This window comes from Dietzia sp. 2505, from assembly GCF_040546785.1.
Classification (GTDB): Bacteria; Actinomycetota; Actinomycetes; order Mycobacteriales; family Mycobacteriaceae; genus Dietzia.
Map to the genome: position 1 here is coordinate 244,586 of NZ_JBEPON010000006.1, position 26,186 is coordinate 270,771.

The 26,186-nt window shown below is 72.2% G+C and carries 25 protein-coding genes; 10 read left to right on the plus strand and 15 right to left on the minus strand.

Going from position 1 to position 26,186, the window contains the following annotated elements:
• Positions 1-107: 107 nt before the first annotated feature.
• The 6 genes from ABIE38_RS13245 to ABIE38_RS13270 form a co-directional block, all read right to left on the minus strand.
• The gene (locus ABIE38_RS13245; RefSeq protein ID WP_354056990.1) at positions 108-1,259 is read right to left on the minus strand and encodes a hypothetical protein; all 1,152 of its coding nucleotides are present in this window, start codon (positions 1,257-1,259) and stop codon (positions 108-110) included.
• Between the two features lie 10 nt (positions 1,260-1,269).
• Positions 1,270-1,860 carry a hypothetical protein gene (locus tag ABIE38_RS13250; RefSeq protein ID WP_354056992.1) on the minus strand — a complete coding sequence of 197 codons (591 nt, stop codon included), beginning with the start codon at positions 1,858-1,860 and terminating at the stop codon, positions 1,270-1,272.
• Positions 1,860-2,900: a hypothetical protein gene (locus tag ABIE38_RS13255; protein ID WP_354056994.1), complete on the minus strand. Its 1,041-nt coding sequence runs from the start codon at positions 2,898-2,900 to the stop codon at positions 1,860-1,862. Before ABIE38_RS13255 ends, ABIE38_RS13250 begins: the two co-directional genes overlap by 1 nt.
• A 10-nt stretch (positions 2,901-2,910) precedes the next feature.
• Complete coding sequence (locus ABIE38_RS13260; RefSeq protein WP_354056996.1) at positions 2,911-3,468, minus strand: hypothetical protein; 558 nt, start codon at positions 3,466-3,468, stop codon at positions 2,911-2,913.
• A gap of 184 nt (positions 3,469-3,652) precedes the next feature.
• Entirely contained in the window at positions 3,653-4,282 is a 630-nt protein-coding gene (locus tag ABIE38_RS13265; protein WP_354056998.1) for a CueP family metal-binding protein, read from the minus strand.
• Positions 4,279-4,956 carry a DUF305 domain-containing protein gene (locus ABIE38_RS13270; protein WP_354057000.1) on the minus strand — a complete coding sequence of 226 codons (678 nt, stop codon included), beginning with the start codon at positions 4,954-4,956 and terminating at the stop codon, positions 4,279-4,281. Before ABIE38_RS13270 ends, ABIE38_RS13265 begins: the two co-directional genes overlap by 4 nt.
• 233 nt (positions 4,957-5,189) lie before the next feature.
• Here ABIE38_RS13270 and ABIE38_RS13275 point away from each other — a divergent pair, with 233 nt between their 5' ends.
• Both ABIE38_RS13275 and ABIE38_RS13280 read left to right on the plus strand, forming a co-directional pair.
• Positions 5,190-5,912, plus strand: a complete 723-nt coding sequence (locus tag ABIE38_RS13275) for a response regulator (protein ID WP_354057043.1) — start codon at positions 5,190-5,192, stop codon at positions 5,910-5,912.
• Between the two features lie 71 nt (positions 5,913-5,983).
• Positions 5,984-7,081: a sensor histidine kinase gene (locus ABIE38_RS13280; protein ID WP_354057045.1), complete on the plus strand. Its 1,098-nt coding sequence runs from the start codon at positions 5,984-5,986 to the stop codon at positions 7,079-7,081.
• Here the strand turns inward: ABIE38_RS13280 and ABIE38_RS13285 are convergent, their stop codons facing one another.
• From ABIE38_RS13285 to ABIE38_RS13320, 8 genes are all read right to left on the minus strand, one after another.
• Positions 7,082-7,486: a four-helix bundle copper-binding protein gene (locus ABIE38_RS13285; protein WP_354057002.1), complete on the minus strand. Its 405-nt coding sequence runs from the start codon at positions 7,484-7,486 to the stop codon at positions 7,082-7,084. It abuts the gene before it with no gap.
• A gap of 41 nt (positions 7,487-7,527) precedes the next feature.
• Positions 7,528-8,748 (minus strand): MBL fold metallo-hydrolase, encoded by a 1,221-nt coding sequence (locus ABIE38_RS13290; protein WP_354057003.1) that lies wholly within the window; start codon positions 8,746-8,748, stop codon positions 7,528-7,530.
• Between the two features lie 129 nt (positions 8,749-8,877).
• Positions 8,878-9,648, minus strand: coding sequence for a maleylpyruvate isomerase family mycothiol-dependent enzyme (locus ABIE38_RS13295; protein WP_354057005.1), 771 nt, complete (start codon positions 9,646-9,648; stop codon positions 8,878-8,880).
• Entirely contained in the window at positions 9,645-10,280 is a 636-nt protein-coding gene (locus tag ABIE38_RS13300) for a TetR/AcrR family transcriptional regulator (RefSeq protein ID WP_354057007.1), read from the minus strand. The genes ABIE38_RS13295 and ABIE38_RS13300 overlap by 4 nt, the downstream gene beginning before the upstream one ends.
• 70 nt (positions 10,281-10,350) lie before the next feature.
• Positions 10,351-10,983 carry an ABC transporter ATP-binding protein gene (locus ABIE38_RS13305; RefSeq protein WP_354057009.1) on the minus strand — a complete coding sequence of 211 codons (633 nt, stop codon included), beginning with the start codon at positions 10,981-10,983 and terminating at the stop codon, positions 10,351-10,353.
• Positions 10,980-12,734 (minus strand): ATP-binding cassette domain-containing protein, encoded by a 1,755-nt coding sequence (locus tag ABIE38_RS13310; protein ID WP_354057011.1) that lies wholly within the window; start codon positions 12,732-12,734, stop codon positions 10,980-10,982. The genes ABIE38_RS13305 and ABIE38_RS13310 overlap by 4 nt, the downstream gene beginning before the upstream one ends.
• The gene (locus ABIE38_RS13315; protein WP_354057013.1) at positions 12,727-13,743 is read right to left on the minus strand and encodes an ABC transporter permease; all 1,017 of its coding nucleotides are present in this window, start codon (positions 13,741-13,743) and stop codon (positions 12,727-12,729) included. The genes ABIE38_RS13310 and ABIE38_RS13315 overlap by 8 nt, the downstream gene beginning before the upstream one ends.
• Complete coding sequence (locus tag ABIE38_RS13320; protein ID WP_354057015.1) at positions 13,740-15,347, minus strand: ABC transporter substrate-binding protein; 1,608 nt, start codon at positions 15,345-15,347, stop codon at positions 13,740-13,742. Before ABIE38_RS13320 ends, ABIE38_RS13315 begins: the two co-directional genes overlap by 4 nt.
• 144 nt (positions 15,348-15,491) lie before the next feature.
• Between ABIE38_RS13320 and ABIE38_RS13325 the strand changes: the two genes are divergently transcribed.
• From ABIE38_RS13325 to ABIE38_RS13360, 8 genes are all read left to right on the plus strand, one after another.
• Positions 15,492-15,779: an ArsR/SmtB family transcription factor gene (locus ABIE38_RS13325; protein WP_107745896.1), complete on the plus strand. Its 288-nt coding sequence runs from the start codon at positions 15,492-15,494 to the stop codon at positions 15,777-15,779.
• A gap of 93 nt (positions 15,780-15,872) precedes the next feature.
• A complete protein-coding gene (locus tag ABIE38_RS13330) occupies positions 15,873-16,955 on the plus strand; it encodes an XdhC family protein (protein ID WP_354057016.1) in 1,083 nt (360 codons plus the stop codon).
• Positions 16,952-17,602, plus strand: coding sequence for a nucleotidyltransferase family protein (locus tag ABIE38_RS13335; RefSeq protein WP_354057018.1), 651 nt, complete (start codon positions 16,952-16,954; stop codon positions 17,600-17,602). Before ABIE38_RS13330 ends, ABIE38_RS13335 begins: the two co-directional genes overlap by 4 nt.
• Before the next feature lie 109 nt (positions 17,603-17,711).
• The gene (locus ABIE38_RS13340; protein WP_354057020.1) at positions 17,712-18,785 is read left to right on the plus strand and encodes an isopenicillin N synthase family dioxygenase; all 1,074 of its coding nucleotides are present in this window, start codon (positions 17,712-17,714) and stop codon (positions 18,783-18,785) included.
• Positions 18,782-20,233: a DUF6986 family protein gene (locus tag ABIE38_RS13345; protein WP_354057022.1), complete on the plus strand. Its 1,452-nt coding sequence runs from the start codon at positions 18,782-18,784 to the stop codon at positions 20,231-20,233. Before ABIE38_RS13340 ends, ABIE38_RS13345 begins: the two co-directional genes overlap by 4 nt.
• Complete coding sequence (gene allB / locus ABIE38_RS13350; protein ID WP_354057023.1) at positions 20,230-21,681, plus strand: allantoinase AllB; 1,452 nt, start codon at positions 20,230-20,232, stop codon at positions 21,679-21,681. The genes ABIE38_RS13345 and allB overlap by 4 nt, the downstream gene beginning before the upstream one ends.
• Positions 21,678-22,763: an allantoicase gene (gene alc / locus ABIE38_RS13355; RefSeq protein WP_354057025.1), complete on the plus strand. Its 1,086-nt coding sequence runs from the start codon at positions 21,678-21,680 to the stop codon at positions 22,761-22,763. The genes allB and alc overlap by 4 nt, the downstream gene beginning before the upstream one ends.
• Positions 22,764-22,961: 198 nt before the next feature.
• Entirely contained in the window at positions 22,962-24,527 is a 1,566-nt protein-coding gene (locus ABIE38_RS13360; RefSeq protein WP_354057027.1) for an NAD(P)-binding domain-containing protein, read from the plus strand.
• A gap of 348 nt (positions 24,528-24,875) precedes the next feature.
• Here the strand turns inward: ABIE38_RS13360 and ABIE38_RS13365 are convergent, their stop codons facing one another.
• Entirely contained in the window at positions 24,876-26,099 is a 1,224-nt protein-coding gene (locus tag ABIE38_RS13365; protein ID WP_354056560.1) for an IS30 family transposase, read from the minus strand.
• Positions 26,100-26,186 lie beyond the last annotated feature (87 nt).

Below are 26,186 nucleotides of genomic sequence, written 5' to 3' on the forward strand. Positions count from 1 at the left end.
GTCAACCTAGCCGCGGCCGTGCGCCAGGCACACGGGGCTGAGCGGAAATCCGGGGAAAGATCGGGGTACCCGTGCAGCGCGCCCGTCCGGGTCGTCAGGGTCTTCCCCTACGCACGACCGCTCTCCCGGCGTCTGTGGACGAGGAACCAGAGGAGCAGCGCCGCGAGGAGGCTCACGAGTGCCACACCGGCCCCCAGGGGGCGGACAGTCGCGGAGGCGGCGCTGGTCGACTCGTCCGAGGCGGCTCCGTTGTCAGGCGGGGAGATAGCGATGTCCTGCGCTCGCGTCTGCTTCTCGGCACCGCTCGCCAGAGCGACGGTCGCATTCCACACACCGGCGGGGACCGGCAGGTCCGCCGACAGCGGGAATCGGACCTCGGCCGTCTCCCCGGGAGCGATCGTGACGGGCTCAGCTGCGATCGGAGGGGACGACAACCCGCCGGGCCCGCCGGTGAGGTCGAGGGTTCCGGCGACGTCCACTGCCCGTTGTCCCGTGTTGGACACGGTCGCGAGGACGGCGGCCACTCCGAGCGCGGTCCAGGCAGGCCGGAGATCGGCGATCTCGAAACCCGACCCGGGGGCGTCCCCCGCGCCGGTGGAGAGGTAGACGCGGACCCCGACGCGGGAGATCTTGTCGAGACCGACCTCGTGCGAGCCCGAACCGCCACCGGAGGACCCGGCCGAGCCGAGCGACCCGACCGCCGAGCCCACCGAGCCCACCGACCCGGCCGAGCCCACCGAACCAGTACCCGGCCCGGTCGCGCTCCCGCCCGGGGCCGCGGAGGTGTGGGACGCCCAGATCACCCCGTACTGCTCGGCATCCGGGGCCTCGGCGGGCACGGAGATCGTGGCGATCACCTCGGCCGACGCCCCGGGCTGCAGGTGCAGGACCGGTCGGTCGACGCGGATCCACCGGGTCAGGGCACTCGTGTGCCCGGGCGCTGCGGGGAGGAAGCTCCCGCCCTGCAGCGCGGCCGGGCCGGGATAGACCTCGATCCGCTGCGGGGAGTCGGTGTTGTTGCTGACCTCGAGACGTCGGGTGGTCGTGGCGCCCGCCCGCAGGTGATCCACGATGTACCGCCGGGCCCTCGGATCGTCTCCAGGCTCCGTCGGTGCTCCCCGCAGGCCTATCGCGATCGTGCCCGGGCTCTCACCGGGTGTCGTCCACGACTGCGCGACCGCGGGCGCGGGCAGGACGGTGACGAGGAACGCGGCGATGAGGGCCATGACCGCGGCGCGACACGTGCTGATGGTCCTCATCGTCGATGCGTCACAACGCCGAGGTGACCAACGCGCTGCGGATCGCGGAGGTCGGACCGATCGACCCGACGCCACCGACCGCACGATCCACCCTGAGGTGTGGCGTCCAGCTCCACGCGGCGGAAGGGCGGCTGATCGCGCCGACCACCACGGCGTCCCGAGGGCCCCTCACCGTCGTCCAGTCGGGCATCCGGTTGGTCACCGTGCCGGTGCCGGGATCGGTGGGGGCGACGACCTTGTAGGAGAGGGTCACCGCGTCGTCGAGACCGGTGGCGGCGACGGACGCGGCCCAGTCGCGGGATCCACCACCCCTGCTGTCGATGACCGCGGCATCGGCCAGTACCGCGTCGGTGGCGCCCCCACCGAGCGGGAGGACCAGGCCCCCGTCCGGGGCCACGGCGATGTGCAGGTCGCCGCTCATCGCGCCGACCACCTCGAAGGACAGGGTGGTGGTGTCCGCCGGGGCGGCGGTCGATGTGACCCCCTGTCCGACGACGACGACGAGGGCCGCCGCCGCGAGAGGCGCCGCAGCGAACGACAGCGCGGCGGGCGGACGGTGTCGAACGGGCAGACCGTGTCGCACGGGCACCTCCTCGACCATCAGTGCTTCTCGACGGGCTGCACGCGGTCCTCCGGGGAGCGGCGGCGGAGGAACACCAGCGCCAGCAGGAGCGCCGCGAGCAGCCCCGCGCCCAGCGCGCCCCACAGAGCGGGCGACCACCCGTCATCGCCGCCGTGCGTCTCACCTACGCCTTGATCGGGGAACGTGATCTCTGAGCTGAAGGAGTGCTGCGACCATCCGCTCTGGAGGTCTGCGGTGGCCTGCCATGGGCCTGCGGGGAACTCGGCGCTGGACGGGATCATGAACAGCACTTCTCCGTCGTCACCGGGGGAGACGGTGAGGGTGCTGGCGGACACCGCCTGCGCTGTCAGGCCCCCCGGCCCGTCGCCGAGTGCGAGGGTGCCCGAGATGTCGACGGCCCGCCCGCCGACGTTCTGCACCCTCACCGCCACGGCGGCGTTCCCCTCTGCGTCGCGCTGCGGGGTGAGCCCGTCGATCCGGAAGTCCGACGGGGGACCGTTGCCCTCGCCGACCGACACGTAGAGCCGCACCCCGACCCGCGACACCTGTTGGATCTGTTGCTCGGCGTCGGCCGCAGCCGGCTTGGTCGACACCCATATCGCTCCGTACTGCTCGACCTCGGGGGCGTCGTCGGGGACCGTGATGGTCACGAGCACCTCGGCGGACTGACCGTTCTCCAGGGTCACCTCGTCCGCGCTCAGCCCCACCCACGAGGTGAGAGGACTGGTCTCACCCCGTGGGGTGGGGACGAAGTTGCCGTCCCGGATCTCGGCCGGTCCCGCGTAGACGTCCAACGTCGCGGGGGCGCCGGTGTCGTTGGTCACCTGCACCCGCCGCGCGATCGACTCCCCCGGGGGGATGTTGTCGACGATGTAGGAGTTCGCCCGCGGGTCATCAACCCGGTCCGCGGGGATGTCCAACAGGGAGATCCTGATGGACCCCGAGGGTTCGCCCGGACCGTCCTGCGGCTGGGCGTGGGCCCACTGGTCGGGCATCGCGATCATGCCGAGCGGAACGCAGAGCAACAGGGCCAGCAACAGCCGTGTAAGAGAACGCATCGTGGTCGGCTCAGAGAGCCGACAGGGTGAGCGTCGCCTTGTACTGGCCGATCGCCACTCCGTCCGAGAGGTCGACCGTCATCGCGTTGAGGTTCGGGATCGTGGCGATCTCGAGCGGCGCCGCGAGCGTCCGCTGGGTGCGGGTCATGAAGAGAGTGTCGTCGTTCTTCAACGGGATGTCCGCGGCCACACGGTTGGCCGTTCCCCCGAAGACCAACCCGGTGGCAGAGGACGGGGGACGGTAGGTCGCCTTGGTGGCCGGGATGATCGCGGTCGCGTCCTGGGTGTGGACGAAGTCGGTGAGCCCCAGGTAGGCGTTCCACCCGTTGGTGGTGCCGCGTGTGTCCGTGATGCTGAAGACCGTCAGCGTGCCCGAGGCCGTCCCGCCGTCCGATGCCAGGCCGAGGGTGCTCACCGGGCCGCCGGTATTCACCGAGAGTCCGCCGTTCTGGGCGGCCGTGACGGTGAAATTCAGCTCCTGCTCATCGGCCTGCGCCGAGGCGGCTCCGGCAGCGGGGAGGGCGACGATCATGGCAGCGCTCAGCGCGACCAGCACAGAATTACGCATGGGTATCCTTCGGCCAGGGGAGTGAATCGAGGGTTCAGCGAGTGTCCTCGATCACACTTATGAAGACCTTTTTAAAACTAGACATATGCGCGCTATTCCGTCAAATCCTGCGGCGTGTCGCGTGTGTGAACCGGATCGCGGGTCGCCTCATGGGGCAGCTGAGTCGGTGTGACGGGCGCGCCGGCTACGCCACCCGCATCGTGGTCAGACAGGTCAGGTCGTCGTCGCCGGTGGAGACGGGCGAGGTCGTCGAGTCGCCGTCGTGCGCGATCGTCAGGGTGCCGGTGAGGTCGCGCGGGAGCCACAGGCCCACGAAGCCGTTGTCGTAGGTCGTGCGGGTCTCGTCGAGCACGGTCTGCCCTGTCGCCTCGTCCGTCACGGTCACCTGGACGGTCTCACCACCGAGCTCACCGAGGCACGTGGTGAGGCTGTGGAAGAAGCAGTCGTGCGTGAAGGTCCGGTACGGGGCCACGGAGAGGTAGAACTCGTCGGCCGGCATCGGCAGCGCCGTCTCATCGAGGTCACCGGTGGGGTCGCTCAGTATCAGCTGGTCCGGTTCGACGGAGGCCCACAGGTCGTCGGGCCGCTCGGCCACGGGCATGGTGTCGAGCCGCTCGATGACCTGCCGGGCGTCCAACCCCTCCAGGTCGTGCTGCTCGACGAGGGTGGCCGCGGCCCGGCCGGGCGTGTCCGGCTCCGGCTCGGCCGAGGTGCAGGCGGCCAGCGCCAACGACCCCGCGGCCACGGCCGCGAGCAGGGCGCGACGGGGCGCGGGCAGGCGGGGAACAGTCGTCAGCGCAGTCGTCACGGTCACAGGCCGGCGAGCATCTCGCGCATCTGATCGATCTCCCGCTGCTGGGTGTCGATGATGGTCTGGGCCAGCTCGACCGCCTGCGGGTGGGTGCCGCCGGCCACCTGGTCCTCGGCCATGTCGATCGCGCCCTCGTGGTGAACGATCATCTGCTCCAGGAACAACCGCGCGGCGTCAGTGCCCTCGGCGTCGGCCAACTCCTGCATCTCCTCCGGCGAGAGCATCCCGTCCATCATGCGCATCTCGTCGGCATCACCCATGTGGTCGCCCATGTGGTCACCCGTGCCCGTGCCGCCGTGGTCGCCATGATCCCCGTGGCCCGTGCCGGGCTCGCCCCACTCCTCGAGCCAGTCGTTCAACTGCTCGATCTCCGGGCCCTGAGCGGCCTTGATCTCCTCGGCCAGCTCGCGGACGTCGTCGGGGACGTCGTCCTTGGCCAGGACGAGGTCGCTCATCTCGACGGCCTGCTCGTGGTGCGGGATCATCATCCGCGCGAACCGCACGTCGGCTGCGGAGTGCTCGGAGTCGGCGCCCTCCTGGGCCGTGGCGGGGGCGCCGTTCTCGGTGGTGGCTGTGGCCGGCGGCGGGGCGGCCGTGGTGTCGTCGCCGTCGTTTGCGCAAGCGGAGAGCGTGAGGACGGCCACGGCTGCGGCGGCGAGGAAGATCCTGCTGGTCATCGTCGAGGTCCTTTCGAACGTTGCGGCCGAGCGTCCGGATTGCTGGGTTCCATCCTGCCCGCCGGGTCCGGGGGCCGGATGGAGGTCGTGTGAAGGTTTGGTCAAGGCTGTCGCGGGGGCGGCGGATACCCCGGCGGGGCGCGATGATGGGACCCATGACCTCCAGCCCCGGCGACCACGGACAGGCCGGTGCCCCCGGTTCCGGGCCGCGACCACCCACGGGGTTGCGCGCGATGGTCGTCGACGACGAGCAGTCGCTCGCGGACCTGGTCGCCTCGTATCTCCGTCGAGACGGATTCGAGGTCACCGTCACCGGCGACGGGGCGGAGGCGGTCACGCTCGCCCGCTCGGTGGACCCCGATGTGATCGTCCTGGATCTGGGGTTGCCGGGCCTGGACGGGGTCGAGGTGTGTCGGCGGGTCCGGGTTCACTCCGACGCGTACGTGGTGATGCTCACCGCCCGGACCGACGAGGTCGACACGCTGATCGGGTTGTCCGTCGGCGCGGACGATTACATGACCAAGCCGTTCAGCCCCCGTGAGCTCATGGCCAGGATCCAGGCGATGTTGCGCAGACCGCGGGGGCCCGGGACCGGGTACGACGACGAGGTGGCGGCCGCCGGGTCCGCGGGCGGCGGCGTGGTGGAGGCGCGTCTGCGGAGGATCGGGGGCTTGACCATCGACGTGGCGGGTCGCGAGGTGAGCGTCGACGGGGAGGCCGTCGCCCTGACCCGAACCGAGTTCGACGTGCTTGCCGCCCTGTCCCGCGACCCGGGTGTCGTGTTCACCCGATCCCAGTTGATCGAGAGGGTGTGGGGCCCGAACTGGGTGGGCGACGACCACCTGGTGGACGTCCACGTCGCGCACCTGCGCCGCAAGCTCGGTGACGAGGCCGCGCGGGGTCGCTACGTCCGCACCGTCCGCGGCGTGGGCTACCGGATGGGGGCCGGGCGGTGACCGGCGCTGTCGGCGAGGTGCGGCGCGGTCGGCTCGCCGGGGCGAGTTTCGGGACGCGTCTGCTGGTGGTCATGGCCGGGGTGGTGGTGGGCTGCGCGGGGAGCGCGTGGCTCGTCGCCTCGGTGCTGGCGCCCGAGATCTTCCACGACCACCTCGGGCAGGCCGGGATCGAGCACGACTCCACGGAGGCCGCCCACGTCGAGGAGGCGTTCACCGATTCGATCGTCCTGGCCTGGGGCCTGGCGGTGGGAGTCGCGGTGCTCCTGTCGCTGCTGGCGAGTTGGTACCTCACCCGCAGGGTCCAGCGTTCGGTCGCAGTGGTGACGGCGTCGACGGCCGAGATCGCCGGCGGACGCTACGACACGCGGGTCGCGAGCCCCGAGCTGGGGCGGGAGTTCGACGACCTGGCGACGAGCGTCAACGAACTCGCCCGGCGACTCGACGCCACCGACACCTCGCGACGCCGGATGCTCGCCGACCTCGGTCACGAGATGCGCACCCCGCTGGCCACGATCGACTCCTACCTCGAGGCCGTCGACGATGGTGTGAGGGACTACGACGACGACACCAGGGAGGTGCTGTGGACGGCCACCCGAAGGCTCGAACGCCTGGCGGCGGACATCGTGGCCGTCTCCGCCGTCGAGGAGCACCTGACCCGCCTCCATCCGGTCCCCACCACCATCGCCGAGTTGGTGGGGACCGCCCTCGACGCCGCCCGGGAGCGGTTCGCGGACAAGGGGGTGGAGCTCGCCGCCCGTGACCTCGTCGACGCCGAGGTCACCGTGGACATCGACCGCATGGGCCAGGTGCTGGGGAACCTGCTGGACAACGCGCTGCGGCACACGCCTGCCGGTGGCTCCGTCACCGTCAGCACCAGCCTCCTCACCACGGACACCTCCGGGGCCGAGGCGGGGGCACCGGGACGGGTGTCCGTCACAGTCACCGACACCGGCGAGGGCGTCGCCGCGCACCACCTGGATCACCTCTTCGACCGCTTCTACCGCGTGGACACCGCCCGCGGCCGACACGGCGGGGGCAGCGGCATCGGGCTGGCGATCACCCGGGCACTCGTGGAGGCCCACGGCGGTCGCGTCAGCGCGGCCAGCGACGGCCCCGGGCACGGCGCACGCTTCAGCGTCACGATCCCCCGAACAGCCCGGTGGCCCTGATCACCCGATCGCGCTGAGCAACTCCGCGCACGCCGTCTCGCAGCGTCGGCAGGCCTCGGCGCAGATCGCGCAGTGGGCGTGGAGGTCCGCGTGGGCCCCGCAGTCGTCGGCGCACGTCGCGCACGCGACGCGGCACGCGTTGAGCACCTCCTTGACCGCCGCGGAGATCGTCCCGGTCCGGCGACTCAACACCGACGCGGTGGCCGCGCACACGTCCGCGCAGTCGAGATCGGTGCGGATGCAGTCGCGCATCTGCGCGACCGACTCCTCGGCCAGGCACGCGTCCGCGCAGGCGGTGCAGATGACGGCGCACGCGGACGCCGCGTCGATCGCCTCCGCCAGCAACTCCACGGGCAGACCGCCGGTCGGGTGGGGATGGGACGTGATCATGTCGATGGTGCTCATGGTTCCTCCTGAGACGCGTTCCGATGATGTCGAGGCGGGGGTCAGCGGGTGGCCAGGACAATCCGCTGCAGGTCGTGGCCCACGATCACATCCCCGCCGTAGCCTGCCTGGGCCCAGTCGTGCCACTGCCGCACGTCCACGACGCCGGAGTAGTCGCCCAGGTGCGTGAGGACCAGCCGCCGGGCACCGGCGCGTTCGGCGACCTGCCCCACCACCTGGACCTCGACGTGGGACTCCAGGTTGTGCTCGATCATGGCCGGCGGCAGGTTCCCGCCACGCACGTTGATCGCCTCGTGCACGAGGGTGTCGGTGCCGAGCGCCAGACGGTCCAGGTTCTCGCTGAGGCTGGTGTCCCCGGAGAACGTCACCGATCCGTGCGCGGTGTCGAAGCGGAAGGCGAATGCGGGGAAGACCGGCCCGTGCGGGACCAGGGTGGCGGTGACCCGGACGTTCTCGTCCTCCATGACGAAGAACGGCTCCATCGGCGGGGAGGTGTCGGTGTAGCTGGCGCCGACGTCCGGGATCACGATCTCGTGGACGTCGAACAGCGTGCGCGGGTCGGGCGGTCCACCGGAGGGGCCGTTGTCCCGGAGGAAAATGTTCGACGTGTAGGCGTAGGCCTCGTCCAGCCGCTGCGTCATCTCCGCGGTGCCCGGGGTCGGGCTCTGTGGGGCGACCACCGGGAAGTTCGGGTAGTCGACGTTGGGCGGTCGCAGCCCGCCCGCGGACCCCGGGCCGTAGACGCCGACGGGGGCCGTGAGCTTGTCCCCGGCGGCGTTGGCGACCACCCCGCCGATGAGTGCGAAGTTGTAGTAGTCCGCGATGTGGTCGGCGTGCAGGTGGGTGAGGAAGATGTCGCTGATCGCGGCCAGTTCCAGGCCCGTCAGCCCGTACTGCGTGACCGCGGACCGGCCGCAGTCGATCACGTAGGCGGCCCCGTTGACCACGAGGACGGACGCGATCCCCACCCGCGTCCTCTCGACCATCGGGCCGGCGAGTGTCCCCAGGAGCAGCAGTTCGAGTGGTTCACGCTGCGCCGAGGGGATCCCGTCCGGCGGGGTGCCGCCCGAGGATCCGAGGGAGCCGGAACCCAGCGACCCCGTGAGGCTCTGGGCTCCGGCGGAGCCGGTCCCGAGGCCCACGAAGCCGGTCGCCGCGACCGCCCCGCCGAGGGCGGACAGGACCGAGCGGCGACTGACGCGGGCCGCGGTCGGGTGCGGTGGGCGTGGATCCGACGTGGGTCGGGGTTCTGACGGGGGCATGGCGGCGTCCTTCTTCCGGGGTCGAGTGAAAGGCGGCGACGGCCGGAGAAGTGCGCGCTACCAGCGCGTTGTGCCCGGAATGTAATCTACCTCACACTCGTTCGGATAAGGGCGCATCCACGATCCGGGTCAGAAGGGCACCTGGGTCCGGAGCAACCCCTCGGCCGGGGCCCGGCCGCTGAGTGCGCGGCAGAACTCGAACGCGTCCATGGTGAGGTTCTCGCCCGCGCCCGAGTGTCCGCCGTGCTGCCAGTGTCCGCCCGCGGGGCCGGTGAGCTCCAGGTCGTAGGCCTGCCCGTGCCGGCCGGCCCACTCGGTCACCACGTCGTCGACGATCACCCCCTCGTGTTGCGCGGTCGCCGTCATGGTTACTCCCGTCGCGGAGGCGATGTCGATGCGGTGCATGAACGGATCGCGGGTCAGGATCACGTCGAAGAGGTAGCCCATGGACCACCACTCGCCGTTGTCCTCCATGGCCTGCTTCCTCATCACGCCCGGCGCGCGCCGCCTGTTCCTGGCGGCCCTGGGGGCCAGTCGGCGCACTTCGGCGATCAGTTCCTCTGTCGTCAGGCCGGCGTTCTTCTCCACCTGCAGTGCGGTCATCGCGTCGATCGCGGGGCAGCCCTCGCGCTTGGCGCGCCTGCCGGACGCCACCTGCTGTCGGACCATCTCCGGCCAGCTGGCGAGCATCTGGATCATGCCCAGCATGTGCCCGGCCATCGCGCGCACGTCCCACTCGGTGCAGTCGGTCTGGGTGCCCCACTGCTCGGTGGTGAGGCGGTCGAGCATGTCGGCCACCCGCTCGTACTCGGTCTCGGCCAGGCGGGCGGCGGTGTCCCGGTCCAGCCGGGGCGGTCGCGGGTCGTTCTTCGAGCGGTGGTGCCCGGTTGTCGTTGTCATGGCGGCGTGCCTTCCTGTGTGGTGGTGACCGGGACGTCGGTCGGGATGCCGACGTCGTGCAGGTACATGTCGACCGCGCGGTCGACCAGGCGGGCCCAGCGATCGCCGCCGGGGTCGTTGGCGAGTTGGGCGTCCGCCATGCCGCCGACCACCGCCACGTAGAGGTCGATGTCCTCCCGGTCGGTGATCCCGATCGCCGCGAACCGCTGACGCAGCCCGTCGAGCACGAGCACCGCGGGCGCGTAGGCCTCGGGGCTGGGGTCGAAGCCGGGGATGGTGCGCTGGTTCATCAGCTGGAACCGGGCGAGGTCGCTCACGCAGAAGTCGAAGTACGCCCGCGCGTACATCCGGACCGTCCCCCGGGCATCGGACGGGCGTCGCTCGTCCAGGGCCAGCATGATGTCGAGGCACTCGGTCCAGGCCTGGGCGAACATCGCGTCGTAGATGGCGTTCTTGGAATCCACGTGGGAGTACAGCGAGGGCGCCTTCATGCCGACGCGGGCCGCGACGTCGCGGAGGGTGAGTTGGGCCAGGCCCTGTTCGCGGGCCACCTCCCACGCGGCGTCGATGATCTCCCGACGCGTCGCCTCACGGCGTTCGGCTGACCTATCGCGATTCGGAGTGCCTAACATGGTTAGGATTGTGCGCCGGTGGCCTGCTGTTGTCCAGAGTCGGTCTGGTTGCGTTCGGGTCTCGGTGCCGTCACGGCACGTGGGCCCCGAGTGTCACCACCTCATCGGCCCAGCGCTCGGCCAGTCGGAGATCGTGGGTGATCGCCAGGACACCCAGGCCTCCCTCGGCCCGCCGGCGGAGTGTGCGGGCGATCGCGGCCGTGCTCAGAGGGTCCAGGTGGGCGGTGGCCTCGTCGGCGATCAGGTACCGGGGTCCCTGTGCCAGCGCGCGGGCCAGGCAGGCGCGCTGGAGCTGTCCGCCGGAGACCTCCGCGGGGCGGCGGTCCAGCAGCGCCGGGTCCAGGCCGACCTCGACCGCCAGGGCGACCGGGTCCACGGGGACGCCGCGCACCGACGCCGACAGGGTGAGGGCGCGGCGCAGCGTCAGGTGCGGGTCGGAGGCGGACACCGGATCCTGATCCAGCAGGGCCGTGTGGCCGGGCAGCCGACCCCGACGTCGGCGCACCCCCACGCCCTCCGCGGTCACCGAACCGGAGCCGGGGACGAGCAGGCCCGCGAGCAGGTGGGCCACCGTGGTCTTGCCACACCCGGAGGGCCCGACGAGCGCGGTGATGAGCCCTGGTCGAACGGTCAGGTCGGTCGGCGGAAGGACGAATCCGCCGTCCGGACGGCGGTAGGTGACCCGGTCGGCGACGAGGGTCATGACGACGACGACCCCACCACCGCGCCGAGTACCGCCGCAGACCCGGGGTGCAGCGCGGCGGCCAGGAGCTCGCGGGTGTACGGGGTGTCGGGTGCGACGAGCACCCGCGAGGCCGGGCCCAGGTCGCAGAGGCGCCCGGCCCGGAGCACGGCGACCTCGTCGGCGGCGTCCGCGGCGGCCAGCGTGGCCAGGTCGTGGGTGATCACCACGACGCCGATGCCGCGCTCGTCGGCCAGGCGGCGTAGCAGCCGCACGGTCGCCAGGGCGGGCCCGGCGTCGAGGCCCGCGGTCGGCTCGTCCGCCACGAGCACCACGGGAGCGGTGGCCAGCGCGGCCGCGATCGCCGCGCGGCGGAGTTGCCCCCCGGACAACTGGTGTGGGTAGCGGTCAGCCAGCGCGGGGTCGAGACCCACCTCGAGGCACACCTCGGCGACCGAGCGGGGGCCTTCCCGCCACCGCCCGGCCACGGCGAGCGCTTCCTCGAGCTGCCCGCGCACGTGCCGGGTGGGCGTGAACGCGGCGGCCGCCGACTGCGGCACGTGGCCCACCTGACGATCGGGACCTGAGCTCCCGAGCACCGTGATGCGCCCCCGCACGTGGGCCTGTTCCGGGAGCAGCCCGCAGCACGCGTCGGCGAGCGTCGACTTGCCGGCGCCCGACTCGCCCACCACGGCCAGGACCCGCGCCGGTGGAACACGCAGCGTGACGTCGTCGAGGATGCGGACAGGGTGGCCCTCCGGGCCGGGCAGCGACACCGTGAGCCCGGCGATGTCCAGCGCGGGGGTCGAGGGCACAGGTGTCGAAGGAACAGGTGTCGAGGGAACAGGTGTCGGCGGCATCGGCTCGCCGGAGGAACCGGCCCCGTTGTCGTCGTCGTCACGGTGGATCGCGGGCGACGCCCCCCGACGTGCCCGGCGACGCCCGGCGGGGGCGAGCAGCGCCACCGCCACGGTCACCACGATCAGCGCGGCGGCGGGGAAGGCCAGGGCCCACCATCTGCCCAGCAGCAGATCCGCCCGGGACAGGGCGATGAGCGTGCCGAGGCTCGCCTGCTCGGGCGGCAGTCCGATGCCCAGGAACGACAGCGTGGACTCGTGCCAGACGGCGTGGGGGAGCATCACCACCACCGCCAACCCCGCCTGCCCGGCGACGGCCGGGAGCACGTGGTGGCGCACCAGCCCGGCGGGCGAGGCCCCGGCCACCCGCGAGGCGGCGACGTACCCGGAGGCCATGACCTTCTGCGTCTCGGCGCGCACGATCCGCGCCACCGGGGGCCAGTGGGTCAGCGCGAGGGCCAGGACCAGGGCGGTGATCGACCCTCGGAACATCGCCACCACCACGACCGTCGCCAGCAGGTGCGGCACCGCGGCCACGGCGTCGGTCAGGCGCATGAGCAGCGCATCGACCCGCGCCCCACCCGCGGAGGCGGCGGCGCCCACCGCCACCCCGATCGCCGTGGCCGCCACGGCCGACCCGGCGGCCACCGCCAGGGAGACCTGCAGCGCCTGCGCCACTCGCACGGAGGTGTCGTGGCCCAGGGTGTCGGTGCCCATGAGGTGCGGCCAACCCGGTGCCAGCCCGGCGCGCAGATAGTCGGTGTCCGCCCACGACGGCGGGGCGAGCAGCGGCCAGGCGACCGCGTACGCGACGACGAGGGCCAGGAGCAGTGTCGAGGCGACTCGCCGGGTGGCTTGACGTCGGGGGGCCTGTCGCCGGGTGGACTGTCGCTGTGGGGCCGGGTGGTCACGCATCGATCCGCACCCGCGGGTCGGCCAGCAGGAGCAGGCAGTCGGCGAGCCAGGTGCCCGCCAGGACGGTCGCCGAGGCGCCCAGGGTGACGGCGGCCAGCAGCGCGAAGTCGGCCTCCAGGGCGGCGTCCACGGTTGCGGCGGCGAGGCCGGGCCAGGCGAAGACGCTCTCCACCACCAGCGACCCTGCGATGAGTTCAGGCAGCCTCGCGCCGAGCAGCGCGATGAGCGGAGTCCACGAGACGGCCGCGATGTGCCCGGTGAGCACCGTGCGCTCGTCCAGCCCCCGGGCGCGGGCCTCGGCCACCGGGGCGGACGACTCGGCGTCGAGGACCGCGCGGCGCAGGGCCAGCAGCATCCACGGGACCTGCCCCGCGGCCAGCGCCACCGCGGGCAACACCAGGTGGCGGGCGACCGTCGCGACCGAGGGGTCCTGCCCGGGCGGGGCCGCCCCGGTGACGGGCAGCCACCCCAGTGCGACCGCGAACACCGCCACCGAGCCCATCGCCAGCACGAACGGGGGCACCGCGCTGAGCGACACGGCCGTCGCCGCCAGGGCCCGGTCGAGGGCGCCGTGCGGGCGGCGGGCGGCGGCGACCCCGGCCAGCAGTGTCACCGCCAGCGCCAGGGCGAGCGCGGTGGCGGAGAGCAGGATCGTCCACGGCAGCCGCTCTGTCAGAACCTCGAGCACCGGCTGCCGGTAGGCATGCGAAAACCCGGCGTCGCCGGTGGCCAGACCGGCCACCCAGCTCCACCACGCCTGCCACCACGACAGGTCCGTACCCAGTGCGTCGGCGGCTGCGGACCGGTCGGCCTCGGTGGTGCGCTCGTACCCGGCGCCGAAGTGGGCGGCCAACGGGTTCAGCGGAGACGCCGCCGCCAGCACGAACGCGCCGAGGGTCACGGCCAGCAGGACCAGAGGCGCCGCGGCGGCGCGGCGGGCCGTGAGGTGGACCAGGTCGGCGCGGCGTTCGCGCAGGCGGCGGGTCAGACCGCGGGTGGGGGAGCTCACTCGCGGGCCCAGGAGGCCAGCGACCACCACGGGCCCCAGGTCACCCCGTGCGCGTGCGGCTCGAGGATCGGGGCGGGCCGGGCGTGGCCGGTGTCGCGCAGGACGTAGGTGTGGTCGAGCGTGGCCAGGAAGACGTGGCCGGGCGCGTCTGCATAAGCCCGCTGCGCCTGGCGGTAGTACCCGGTCCGCTCCCGGGGGTCGGCGGTGGTGCGGGCCGCGTCCAGGGCGGCGTCCACCCGGGGATCGCGGTAGTCACCGGGGTTGTCCAGCGGGCCGGACGCCGAGGTGCGCGAGTGCAGGGTCCGGTACGCCTGGGTGTCCACCGTGTAGGGGTTGTCGCCACCGCCCAACAGGATCGCCACCTCGCCGATGCGCTGCTCGATCTGGTCCCAGCTGCCGCCCCACACGGTCACCGCCACGCCGAGCCCGCGCAGCTGGTCGGCGAACGCCGAGGCCAGCTCGCGGCGGACCGGATCGGCGGCCGGGTAGGCCAGGGTGAACTCGGCGCGCGCACCGTCCCGGGCCAGGACGCCGTCCTCGCCGGGCCGCCACCCCGCCTCGCGCAGCAGTTCGGTGGCCTCGGCGATCCGCTCCTCGGCGGCGCGGGCCTCGGTGAACGGTGAGGGCTCGTACTCCGGGTAGGCGTCGCTGATCGGCGAGGCCACCGGCCGGCCGTGCCCGGACAGGACGCGCTCGACCAGGCCGTCGCGGTCCACGGCCAGGTTCAGCGCCCGCCGGGCCGCGGGATCGCCGGCGAAGGGATGTGACATGGGCAGCGCCACCGCGCGCCAGTCGGCCGACGCCACCGAGACAAGCTCGAGGCCGCCCCGTCCGGCCAGGCCCTCCGCTAGCCGGGGAGGCAGCGCGGCGCCGTCGACCTCCCCGGCCATCAGCATCTGGGCCCGGGCGTCGGCGTCCGGCACCGACCGCAGCACCACGCGGGTGACCTCGGGTGGGCCGTCGCGATACCCGGGATCGGCCTCCAGCACGGCCTCGCCGGCGGTCAGACTGGCCAGTCGGTACGGGCCGGTGCCGACGGGCGCGGTGTTGAGCACCGACTCCGACGCCGGACCCGGGGTCAGCGATTCGGTGGGCGCGATGCCCAGCAGGAGCCGAGCCGGCATCCCCGGGTCGGGGGCGCCCAGGTGAAACTCCACCGTCAGCTCGTCCGGGGTCTCGACGCGCTCGATGGTGGCGTAGTCCGAGGCGATGGGGGAGGCCGAGCCCGGGTCTGACACGGCGCGGTAGGTGGCGGCCACGTCGCCGGAGTCAAGCAGTGAGCCGTCGTGGAAGCGCACCTCATCGCGCAGCCGGACCGTCCAGGTGAGCCCGTCCGCGCTGACCTCCGGCTCCTGCGCGGCCAGGGCGGGCTCGAGCCGGGGCAACGTGGAATCATCGGCGGCGGCCGGGCGCAGGAGCCCCTCGTAGAGCGGGGAGACGCCGGTCGATCCGTATCCGGACACCGGGTTGAACTCGCCGGGGTCCCCGGCGTCGGCCAACACGATCTGGTCGGCGCCCTCCGACGCCGGGGCGGGGCTCGCGCAACCCGAGGCGGCGAGGGCCGACGCGAGTCCCACGCAGACGACGGCGTACAACGGTCTCACAGACGCACTCCTGCCAGGGTCAGGGTAGGTGTCCGGTCGGACACATAGTTCGCAGAGCGTAGCGAGCGGATGTGTCGCTGCTGTTACACCGGAGAGCGTCTGAACACACCTGCTGTTACGTCTGTTGTCCAACCAGGGGGAGCGATGGATCTGGCCGACTGGGCTGAGCGCTTCGAACTGCTCGGCGACCCCACCAGGCTGGGGCTCCTCGCGCACATGCACCACGTCGGCCCCGGGGTCGCGACCGTCTCCGACCTGGCCGAGGCCGCCGGGATCACCCGTAACGCCGCCTCCCAGGCGCTGCGGATCCTCCGGGACAAGGGCTGGGTGCGCTCGGCCCGGGACGCCGACGACGGCAGGGTGGTCCGCTACTCGCTGGCCGACGACACCGTGCACCGCATCCTGCACCTCATGGGCGCCCGCCACCACTGAGCGCACGCCCCTCCCACCCCGCGAACGTCGCGCGTAACGAGCAGCGCGATCCCGCGAAACACCGGCGCAATCTCACCCCGCCACGATGTCCTTATGGAGACCGTGGCCGAGACCGTGAGCCGGTGGCGCGCCGAGGGAATCCCCTGCGCGCTCGCCCGCGTCGTGGCCACCGGCGGGTCGGCTCCGCTGGCCGCCGGCACCGCGATGGCCGTGTCCGCGACCGGAGAAGTGATCGGCGGCGTCTCCGGCGGCTGCGTGGACGGGGCGGTGTACACGCTGTGCCTGGAGGTCATGGCCGGCGAGCAGCCGGCCACCGCGGTCTTCGGCCCCGACGGCGACGAGTTGCTGGCGGTCGGCCCGACCTGCGGCGGGAGCCTCGAGGTGCTCGTGGAGTACGTCCCGGCCCACGGCGGGCACCCCGTCGACCGCGTCACCGCTGCCCTGCGCGAGGGCCGACCGGTGGTGATCGCCACCGCCCTGGACGGCCCGCACGCGGGGGAATGGACGGTACTGGCGGGGACGACACAGGTGGGGAACGACGACGAGGACTCGCGGCAAACCGGCGAGCCCCGCGGCGGTCCGATCCGCGCCCGCGCCGCCGAGATGCTGGGCCGGCCGGCGACCGCCGTCGTGGCGAGCCCCGCCGGGCGAGTGTTCGTCCAGTCCCTGGCCCCGCCGCGGCTGCTGGTGTTCGGCGCCACCGCGTTCGCCGAGGCGCTGGTGCGGATCGGGGGCCTGCTCGGTTACCGCGTGACGGTGTGCGACGCCCGCCCCGTCTTCGTCGCGCCGGAGCGGTTCCCCGCCGCCGCCGAGGTGGTGCGGTGCTGGCCCCACGAGTTCCTGCGGCGGACCCACGTGGGCCCGAGCACCGCGATCTGCGTCCTCACCCACGATCCCCGGTTCGACATCCCGCTTCTCACCGAGGCCCTGCGCACCGGCGCCGGGTACATCGGCGCGATGGGCAGCAGGCGCACCCACACCGAGCGCCTGACGTCGCTCCGCGAGGCGGGCGTGGGGGAGTCCGAGCTGCGGCGCCTCCGCTCGCCGATCGGACTGGACCTGGGTGCCCGCACCGCCGCCGAGACCGCCGTCTCGATCACCGCGGAGCTGGTCGCCCACCACCGCGGCGGAACGGGCGCGCCCCTGACCGGCCTCGAGATGGCCATCCACCGGTGACCGACGTGTCGGGAGCCGCAGACGGTGCACGTCCCGCGTCGGTGGGGCTCGTGTTGGCGGCCGGAGCGGGGCGGCGCTTCGGCGGGCCCAAGGCGCTGGTCGAGTACCGGGGAGTGCGCCTGGTCGATCGCGCGGTGGGGCTGCTGCGCGACGGCGGGTGTGGGCTCGTCGTCGTCGTCACCGGGGCCGCCCCTCTCGAGGTGGCCGGCGCGCGGGTGGCGCACAACGAGGGGTGGGACACGGGCATGGGGTCCTCGCTGCGGGTGGGATTGGAGGCGGCGGCCGGGCGGGACGTGGTGGTGGTGCCCGTGGACATGCCGTGGCTCGGCGCGGGCGCGGTGCGGCGGGTGCGCGAGGCGGGACCGGGCGACATCGACGGCGACATCGACGGCGACATCGCCGGGGCTGGCCTGGCGGTGGCCACCTACGGCGGGCGGTGGGGCCACCCGGTGCTGCTCTGCGGGCGGCACCACCCCGGGGTGATCGCGTCGGCGGTCGGCGACGTCGGTGCCCGCCGATACCTGCGCGCGCACGCGGCATCGGTGGTCGAGGTGCCGTGCGACGACACCGGGTCCCCGCGCGATGTGGACGTGCCCGGGGATCTCGGTGCCGTAACACCGGCGACACACGGGGTATCCGGCCGGTAATCGCGCGCGGATAGAACAAGGTCATCGGCTCGGCCACCCTCGCGGACAGGCCGCGCCCCGGTACCCCGGCCCCCGTCACCTCGGCCGGCCCCCAGCCCCGGGAGCGGACATGACCACAGCACCATCGACCAGCGCGCCGACCGGGTTCAGCGTCCCGGTGATCGACCTGAGCCCCTACACCGCCGGCGACGACCCCGCCGCCCGCGAGCGCGTCGCGCGCGAGATCGACGCCGCGTGCTCCTCCGTCGGGTTCATGCAGATCGTCGGGCACGGCATCGACGACGCGGTGATCGAGGGGCTGGCGGGCGCGATCGACGATTTCTTCGCCCTGCCGCCCGAGACCAAGAACGGCTACCGCGTGGCCGGCGCCAACCGCGGGTACAGCCCGCCGAAGAGCGAGACGCTCAGCCTGAGCCTGGGGGTCGAGTCCGCGGGAAGGATGAACGACTTCTTCGAGGCGTTCAACGTGGGCGTCGAGGCGCGCTCCTTCCCTGACCTGGCGCTGGACGAGGCCGACTACGGGATCAACCTGTGGCCGTACCTCCCCGACTTCCGGCCCCGGATCGACGCCTACTTCGCCGAGGCCTCGCGGGTCGCGCGGACCCTCACCCGGGCGTTCGCCGACGCGCTCGGGGTGCCGCCCGAGGTGTTCACCGGGATCACCGGGCACTCGATCGACGTGCTGCGGCTCAACAACTACGCCCTGCCCCCGGGCCCGGTGACCCTCGACGGCGAGCTCACCGGAATGGGCGAGCACACCGATTTCGGCCTGGTCACCGTGCTGTGGGCCGACCGCGTGGCGGGACTGCAGGTCCTGTCCGCCGACGGGGTGTGGCACGACGTCCACCCGGTCGAGGGCGGACTCCTGGTCAACCTCGGTGACCTCACCGCACGACTGACCGGCGACCGATGGATGTCCACGCTCCACCGGGTCAGGCCCCCGATCGTCGACGGCGGGATCGTGCGCCGGCGCTCGGCCGCGTTCTTCCACGACGGCGACGTGGACGCGATCGTGGCCACCCTGCCGGATCTGCCGGGGGCGGAGCTGTCCGCGTACGAGCCGATCACCGTGCGCGACCACATCGCCGCCAAGCTCGCCGGCTCCCGCCAGGGCAGGGCCAACACCGGGGCCGTCCGCGAGGCCGCTCGCGTCCTGGCGGCAGCGCGGCAGGACCGCGGGTGAGGGCACGGTCCTCGGGGTTGTCCGGGGCCCTGGCTGATGCATTTACGGTCTCACTGGCCGACGCCCTGGACGCCGACCTCGCCGCGGCCGACGCCGACCTCGCCGAGCGGTACCCCGGCCCGCCCGCCACGCGCCACCCCGTCCACACCCTGTATCTGCCCGCCGAGCGCGTCCACGCCGGCGTGGTGGCCGAGGTGGGCGCGGCCGCGGTGGACGCGTTCGACACCCACCTGCCGGACGCTGCCGCGCTGGCGAGAGTGTTCGGAGACGTGGTACCCGGGGGACCAGGCCCCGGGGGCGACGACGACGAGGCGCGCGCCCACTCCGAGGCCGCAGCCCTCCACGCGCTCGTGCGGAACAAACTCGAGCGGGAACCCGTCGAGGACCTGCGCATCGACTTCGAGGACGGCTTCACCCAGCGCGGCGTGCCCGCCGGTGACCGCGACCGCGACGAGGATGCGCACGTGGACCGGGTGCTGGCCGAGCTGTCTGCGGCGCGCACCGCGGCAGTGGGGCGGGGGCCGACCTCGTCGTCGTCGCTTCCACCGTTCTGGGGGCTGCGGTTCAGTTCCCTCGACCCGGCCACCCGCCGGCGGGGGATCCGCACCTTCACGCGATTCGTCAGCGGGCTCGCGGCGGAGGGCGGGGTGCCGTGCCACCTGCCGAGTGGCTTCCGACCGACCCTGCCCAAGGTCACCTCGGTCGACCAGGTCCACGCCATGGTCCGGATGTGCCGTGAGCTCGAGCAGGCCTGCGGAGTGGCGGAGCGGAGCATCGGGTTCGAGATCCAGATCGAGACCCCGCAGTCGATCTGTGGGCCCGACGGATCCGCGTTGGTGGCGCGGCTGGTGCACGCGTCCGACCGACGCTGCATCGGTCTGCACTATGGCACTTACGACTACTCGGCCGCCTGCGGGATCGCCGCCGAATACCAGGCCATGGACCACCCCGCGGCCGACCACGCCAAGGCCGTCATGCAGGTCGCCGCCGCCGGGACCGGGGTGGCTCTCTCCGACGGCTCCACCAACCGACTGCCCGTGGGCGAGCCGGACACGGTCCTCACCGCCTGGCGGCTGCACGCACGGCTTGTCGACCGTTCCCTGCGGCGAGGCTTCTATCAGGGCTGGGACCTGCACCCCGCGCAACTGGTCTCCCGTTACGTGGCCACCTACGCCTTCTACCGCCGCTCGCTGCCCACCGCCTGCGCGCGACTCTCGGCCTACCTCGGCACCACTCCCGACGGAGCCCCGGTGTCGGCGGGGTACCTCGACGAGCCGGCCACCGCCCGCGCACTGGCCGACTTCTGCGTGCGCGCGCTGGACTGTGGGGCCGCCACCGCCGGGGAGGTGGCCGAGCTGACCGGGGTCGACAGGGCCACGCTCGACCGGCTCCGGCGCCCGGGCACCGAACCGGCCCAGTACCCCGACCACCCGGAGACCAGGACATGAGCGCGCGCGGCGTCCCCGATATCGTGTTCCGCGCGCACCGGGCAGTGGTCGGCACCGAGGTCGTGCCTGCCGCCGTGACGGTGTCCGACGGGTTTATCCTGGCCGTCGAGACCGGTCCCGCGGCCCCGACCTCTCCGACGCCGGCCGGCACGGACGTCGTGGACCTGGGTGACGATGTGGTGCTGCTGCCCGGACTGGTCGACACCCACGTCCATGTCAACGAACCCGGCCGCACCGACTGGGAGGGATTCGACAGCGCCACCCGCGCCGCCGCGTGCGGCGGCGTGACCACCCTGATCGACATGCCGCTCAATTCCAGTCCGGTCACCACCAGTCCCGCCGCGCTCGACGCCAAACTGGCCAGCTCTACCGGGAAACTGCACGTCGACGCCGGGTTCTGGGGTGGTGCCGTGCCGGAGAACCTGGGCCGGCTGCGCGAGCTCTGGGATCGCGGGGTGTTCGGGTTCAAGTGCTTCCTGCTCCACTCCGGGATCGACGAGTTCCCGCCGCTCGATGGCGCGCAGATGTTGGCGGCCATGAAGGAGATCGCCGGGTTCGGCGGACTGCTCATCGTCCATGCGGAGGACGCCGGGACGATCGACGCGCAACCCCCGCCGTCCGGACCCGCCTACTCGGGGTTCCTGGAGTCCCGACCGGTCGCCGCAGAGGTCCGCGCGGTGGCGCAGGTCATCGACGGAGTCCGCCGCACCGGGTGTCGGACCCACATCCTGCACCTGTCGGCCGAGAACGCCCTGCCACTGATCCGGGCGGCCAAGGCCGAGGGCCTGCCCCTGACGGTAGAGACGTGCCCGCACTATCTGTCGCTGTTCGCCGAGGAGATCCAACCGGGAGCCACCCACTACAAGTGTTGCCCCCCGATCCGCGAGGCCGGCAACCGTGAGCTTCTGTGGGAGGGGCTGCGCGACGGGACCATCGACCTGGTGGTCTCGGACCATTCGCCGTGTGTTCCCGAACTCAAGCGGTTCGACAGCGGCGACTTCGGCCAGGCGTGGGGCGGGATCGCCTCGGTGCAGTTGGGCCTGCCAATCATCTGGTCGGAGGCGAGGCTGCGTGGACTGGGGTTGCCCGATGTCGTGCGGTGGATGTCCTCCGGCCCCGCAGAGTTCGCCGGACTGATCGACCGCGGCGGGATACGCCCCGGAGCCCGCGCCGACCTGGTGGTCCTGGCCCCCGACGAGGCGTTCGTGGTCCTGCCCGAGCGGCTGCAGCACAAGAACCCCGTCACCGCCTACGCCCAGCGGGTACTCGGCGGGGTGGTGCGCGACGTCTACCTCGCCGGCCGGCGCGTTGACCTCGACGGTGCCGCCGCCGGCACCGCACTGTCCCGATCAGACCCGCCCGCCCAGCCTGCCCAGTCCGCCCAGTCCGCCCTGTCCGCCCCGCTCGCCGCGCACGACGCCTTCTCACGAACGGAGCCTCTCGGATGATCGAGCCCGAGTTCCTCGCCCTGCCCGACCTCGCCTCCCGCGAGCTGTGCGGCAGTGTGGTGCACGCCGATGACGAGTTCTTCGCCGAGAAGGAGAACCTGATCCTGCCCTCCGAGCCGGTGTTCGACCCTGCCCTGTTCGGACACAAGGGCAAGGTCTACGACGGCTGGGAGACCCGTCGGCGGCGCTCGCCCGGAGAGGACGCGGCGATCGTCCGCCTGGGGGTGCCGGGCGTGGTGCGCGGGGTCGTGGTGGACACCGCCTTCTTCCGGGGTAACTTCCCCCCGCAGGTCGCCGTGGACGGTGCGTGGATCGACGGCTACCCGGGAGCCGAAGAGCTCCCCGGGGCCCACTGGCGGCCGTTGGTGCCGGCCGCAGCAGCACAGGGGGACACCCGCAACCACTACGAGGTGTCCGATCCGCTGGCCGTGACCCACGTCCGCCTGAGGATGATCCCCGACGGCGGTGTCGCGCGGCTGCGGGTCCACGGTGAGCCGACACCCGACCCCGCGTTCCTTCGGGGCACCGTCGACCTGGCGGCCGCCGAGAACGGGGGACGGGTGGTCGACTGCTCGGACCTCTTCTACTCCTCGCCTGCCAACATCATCGCCCCCGGTCGCTCCCGCATCATGGGCGAGGGCTGGGAGAACGCCCGGCGGCGCGACGGGGGCAACGACCACGTCACAGTGGCGCTCGCCGGTCAGGGGACCGTCGACCACGTGGAGATCGACACCTCCTACTACATCGGCAATGCCCCGGGGATGGCGTCGCTTCGTGGGGTCGCTCGCGAGGAAGATATCGAACACCCCGAACGGTGGGTGGACCTCGTCCCGCGTACGCCGCTGCAGCCGGACTGCCGGCACCGATTCCTGGTGGGACCTGGGTCGGGACCTGCCCCGGGAGAGGAGTCGGGTGCGGCGGACCCGGTGCGGTTCGTCCGACTCGACGTGTTCCCGGACGGTGGTATCGCCCGTCTGCGCGTCCACGGCAGGCTGACTTCCGAGGCGCTCGACCTGTTCGCCGCACGGGTCGCCCGAGCCCGGCACGCCCATGCCCGGCACACCGGGCTCATGCACTCGTAACACGGTCGAAAAGCCGTGCTGCCAGACTCGGCCTGGACACCACGATGGTGCGGTCGGCCCCGCCGATCCGACCGCCGAGTCCCACGGCACGGCGGTCGAGTCATCAGTCAGGCATCGCCGTGGTGTCCGCCCGGGCACAGGACCCGGGTGGGCCCGCGACTTCGACCCGGGCCCGCTGAACCCGGGAGATCCACCGCCATGACCTCCGCGACCACCGACTCCGTCACCAGCAACCCCGTGACCACCAACCCCGTGACCACCGGACCCGGGACCGAGGCCCTGACCTCCCGCCGACTCCCGGACGCGGACGCACGCCTGGCGATACTCCGGGCCCGCGTACACGAGGACATCGCCGCCACCAGCCATGCCCGCGACTGGATCCCCCGCGCCCCCGGTTCCACCGAACTCGACGTCCTGGTGATCGGCGGCGGGCAGGCCGGCCTGGGATCGGCGTTCGCACTGCAGCGCCAGCGGATCGACCGCGTCCTGGTGGTGGATGACGGTCCGGAGCACGAGGTGGGCTGCTGGAACCGCTACGCCCGCATGCACACCCTGCGCAGCCCCAAACACATGAGGGGCATCGAGTTCGACGTGCCCTCCCTCCACGTCCGGCGCTGGTTCGAGGCCGTCTACGGAGAGGCCGCCTGGGCGGCCGTCGAACTCATTCCGCGCCTGGACTGGAACGACTACCTGCGCTGGTACCGCGAGGTCACGGGGGTCCGCGTCCACCATCGGACCCGGGTGGCGGCGATCCACCGCCCCGTCACCCCGGACGGACCGTTCTCCGTGGAGTTGCACGGTCCGGAGGGACAGGAGACCACGTTGACCGCCAGGCGCATCGTCTGCGCGCTCGGGCTCGCGGGCGGGGGCGGGGCGCGCGTGCCGGAGTTCATCTCCTCCTCGCTGCCGCGCGAGCGCTGGTTCCACACGGAGGACCAGATCGACTTCACCGCGTTGCGGGGGCAGCGGGTGGCGGTGCTGGGTGGCGGCGCCTCCGGGTTCGACAACGCGGCCACCGCGCTGGACCACGGCGCCGTCCGGGCACACGTGTTCGTGCGACGGGCGACGGTGCCGGCCTCCAACCCGCTCCGGTGGATGGAGTTCCCGGGTATGCAGGAACGCTTCTACGACCTGGACGACCAGAGCAAGTGGGACTTCGGGGTGATGTCCGGAGGTCTGCCGCAGCCCCCCACTCAGCACTCGGTGTGGCGGTGCTTCACCCACTCCGGTTTCGCCCTGCACACAGGCTGCGGATGGAGCGCCGTCTCGATGGTGCACACCGACAGCGGTGGGCAGGAGATCGCGATCGACACCACCAGGGGGCGGTTCCACGCTGATGTGGTGCTGGCGGCGACCGGATATCAGGTGGACCTCCGCGTGCGTCCGGAGTTGGCCGAGTTCGTCGACGACATCGCGCTGTGGTCCCACCGCCACCCACCCGCTGTCGACCACCCGGCCGGACGCAGTCCCTACCTGGGTCCGGGGTTCGAGTTCACCGAGCGCGACCCGGGCACCGCCCCGTGGCTCTCCCGCCTGCACCACTTCTCGACCGGAGCGCGGGCGTCCATGGGCGTGACCGGGAACCAGCTCTCCGGGATCTACGGGGGAATCGGGCGGATCGCCTCGGCGATCACCACTGCGATCACCCGCGAGAACTGGGATCGTCTCGCCGGCGACTTCGCGTCCTTCGAACACATCGAGGTCCGGTCGATCGGTCCCCACGACGCTGCCGACGGGTGGTACCCCACGCGCTCGCGCTTCTGACGTCGAGAGTCGCCCGCCGCCCATCAGAACGGGGGCTCGTCGTCCGCTGCCGGAGACGTTGCCGTCTGCGGAGGCGCCGCGCCGGTCGGTGGGGCCTGTCGCCGGAGTCGAGCCTGCGCTCGGAGTCTGCGTCGTTCGATGTCGCGACGGTGGCGCTGGTGGGGTCGCCTCCGCGACTCTGCCGATCCGGAGCCGGTCTCGCCTGCTTCGGCTGCCTCCCTCTGAAGTCGACTCGCCTCGGGGCGTCGCGGTGCGGCGTGGCCGGCGAGAGGACCCGCGGGGAACGTCATGATGCGGGTTCCGGGGTCATAGTCCGGGTGATGGGGGCCGTGGATCCACACCTTGAGTTCAGGTGGTCAGTGCAACGCCTATTGAGGTGTTGAGGATATCGGTCGGGGTCTTCCATCCCAGGGTCTTTCGGATCCGGGCGTTGAGGTTGTCCTGGGCGTAGCGGATCTCCTCGTCGGTGACCTCGGAGAAGTCGGTGCCTTTGGGGAAGAAATCCCGGATGAGCCCGTTGGTGTTCTCGTTCGAACCGCGCTGCCAGGGTGAGTACGGGTCGCAGAAGTAGACCTTGGTGTCGGTGGCCAGGGTGAAGGTGGCGTGCTCGCTCATCTCGCTGCCGCGGTCCCAGGTCATCGTGCGGCGCAACTGCTCGGGCAGGTCCTTGATCATCTCCACCAGGGCGTCGGCCACGGTGGTGCCGTCGTGGCGCTCGGGCAGTCGCCGGATCAGCACGAACCGGCTGGTGCGCTCCACAAGGGTGATCAGGGCGGTCCGGTTGGCCTTGCCCAGTACCAGGTCGCCTTCCCAGTGACCGGGCACCGCCCGGTCGGCCACCTCGGCCGGCCGGTCGGAGATCGTCGCGTCGGCGCCGATCCAGCTCTTGTTTCCGCGCCTGGGCAGCTTGGAGGTCGGCCGCCGGCTGGTCCGGCCCGAACGAAGCGCCTTCTCCACAGTCAGCTCGTGCCGCAGTGCCCCTTTACCCTGCACATACAGGGCCTGGTAGATCGTTTCGTGACTGACGTTCATGCCTTCATCATCCGGGAACAGCAGCCTCATCCGGGCACTGATCTGTTCCGGGGAATCCCGACGATTAAGCCGCCCGGCCACCTGACAGCGAAGCGGCGTGCCCTCCGCGAGCTTGGACACCTTGGGGCGAGCAGCCATCCGTGCGGCACGCTGCTGGGCCTGCTGCGGCAGATAGGAGTCCCGGCCCCCGTTGCGAGCGATCTCCCGACCGATAGTGCCGCGGTGGGTGCCCAGAACTCGCGCGATCTGCGCATCCTTCTTGCCCTTGAGCAGCAAGTGGAACAGCACCCCCCGCCCGTGCGAGTTGAGCTGGCCACGAGCGTCGACATAGCTGCGCTGATCTGCGCTTTCCAGGCGGGGGTCCACGCCGCACAGTCTCTCCAGCAAGACCCGCGCACGCTCACGAGACTCGCTGGTCAACCCCGCATCCGGGCCCATCGAGCACATCAAACCGCGCGAGCGGGTCCACCCCTTCACCCAAGTCCGCGACACCCCCAACTCACGGGCGACCTGAACCTTGTTCTTGCCCTCCAGCAGCAACCTCACGCACCTGGCATGCACCAACACCGACAACGTCACAACACGACCTCCACGATCCGTGTTGCACCGACCACTGGAATTCACCCA

Excerpts from the sequence above, each read along its gene's own strand:
- ABIE38_RS13250 (WP_354056992.1), bottom strand. The coding sequence starts at position 1,860 with ATGGTCGAGGAGGTGCCCGTGCGACACGGTCTGCCCGTTCGACACCGT.
- ABIE38_RS13255 (WP_354056994.1), bottom strand. The coding sequence starts at position 2,900 with ATGCGTTCTCTTACACGGCTGTTGCTGGCCCTGTTGCTCTGCGTTCCG.
- ABIE38_RS13295 (WP_354057005.1), bottom strand. The coding sequence starts at position 9,648 with ATGACAACGACAACCGGGCACCACCGCTCGAAGAACGACCCGCGACCG.
- ABIE38_RS13290 (WP_354057003.1), bottom strand. The coding sequence starts at position 8,748 with ATGCCCCCGTCAGAACCCCGACCCACGTCGGATCCACGCCCACCGCAC.
- ABIE38_RS13260 (WP_354056996.1), bottom strand. The coding sequence starts at position 3,468 with ATGCGTAATTCTGTGCTGGTCGCGCTGAGCGCTGCCATGATCGTCGCC.
- ABIE38_RS13360 (WP_354057027.1), top strand. The coding sequence starts at position 22,962 with ATGACCTCCGCGACCACCGACTCCGTCACCAGCAACCCCGTGACCACC.
- ABIE38_RS13325 (WP_107745896.1), top strand. The coding sequence starts at position 15,492 with ATGGATCTGGCCGACTGGGCTGAGCGCTTCGAACTGCTCGGCGACCCC.
- ABIE38_RS13310 (WP_354057011.1), bottom strand. The coding sequence starts at position 12,734 with ATGCGTGACCACCCGGCCCCACAGCGACAGTCCACCCGGCGACAGGCC.
- ABIE38_RS13300 (WP_354057007.1), bottom strand. The coding sequence starts at position 10,280 with ATGTTAGGCACTCCGAATCGCGATAGGTCAGCCGAACGCCGTGAGGCG.
- ABIE38_RS13280 (WP_354057045.1), top strand. The coding sequence starts at position 5,984 with ATGGCCGGGGTGGTGGTGGGCTGCGCGGGGAGCGCGTGGCTCGTCGCC.
- ABIE38_RS13330 (WP_354057016.1), top strand. The coding sequence starts at position 15,873 with ATGGAGACCGTGGCCGAGACCGTGAGCCGGTGGCGCGCCGAGGGAATC.
- ABIE38_RS13285 (WP_354057002.1), bottom strand. The coding sequence starts at position 7,486 with ATGAGCACCATCGACATGATCACGTCCCATCCCCACCCGACCGGCGGT.
- ABIE38_RS13275 (WP_354057043.1), top strand. The coding sequence starts at position 5,190 with ATGGTCGTCGACGACGAGCAGTCGCTCGCGGACCTGGTCGCCTCGTAT.
- alc (WP_354057025.1), top strand. The coding sequence starts at position 21,678 with ATGATCGAGCCCGAGTTCCTCGCCCTGCCCGACCTCGCCTCCCGCGAG.
- ABIE38_RS13270 (WP_354057000.1), bottom strand. The coding sequence starts at position 4,956 with ATGACCAGCAGGATCTTCCTCGCCGCCGCAGCCGTGGCCGTCCTCACG.
- ABIE38_RS13245 (WP_354056990.1), bottom strand. The coding sequence starts at position 1,259 with ATGAGGACCATCAGCACGTGTCGCGCCGCGGTCATGGCCCTCATCGCC.
- ABIE38_RS13340 (WP_354057020.1), top strand. The coding sequence starts at position 17,712 with ATGACCACAGCACCATCGACCAGCGCGCCGACCGGGTTCAGCGTCCCG.
- ABIE38_RS13305 (WP_354057009.1), bottom strand. The coding sequence starts at position 10,983 with ATGACCCTCGTCGCCGACCGGGTCACCTACCGCCGTCCGGACGGCGGA.
- allB (WP_354057023.1), top strand. The coding sequence starts at position 20,230 with ATGAGCGCGCGCGGCGTCCCCGATATCGTGTTCCGCGCGCACCGGGCA.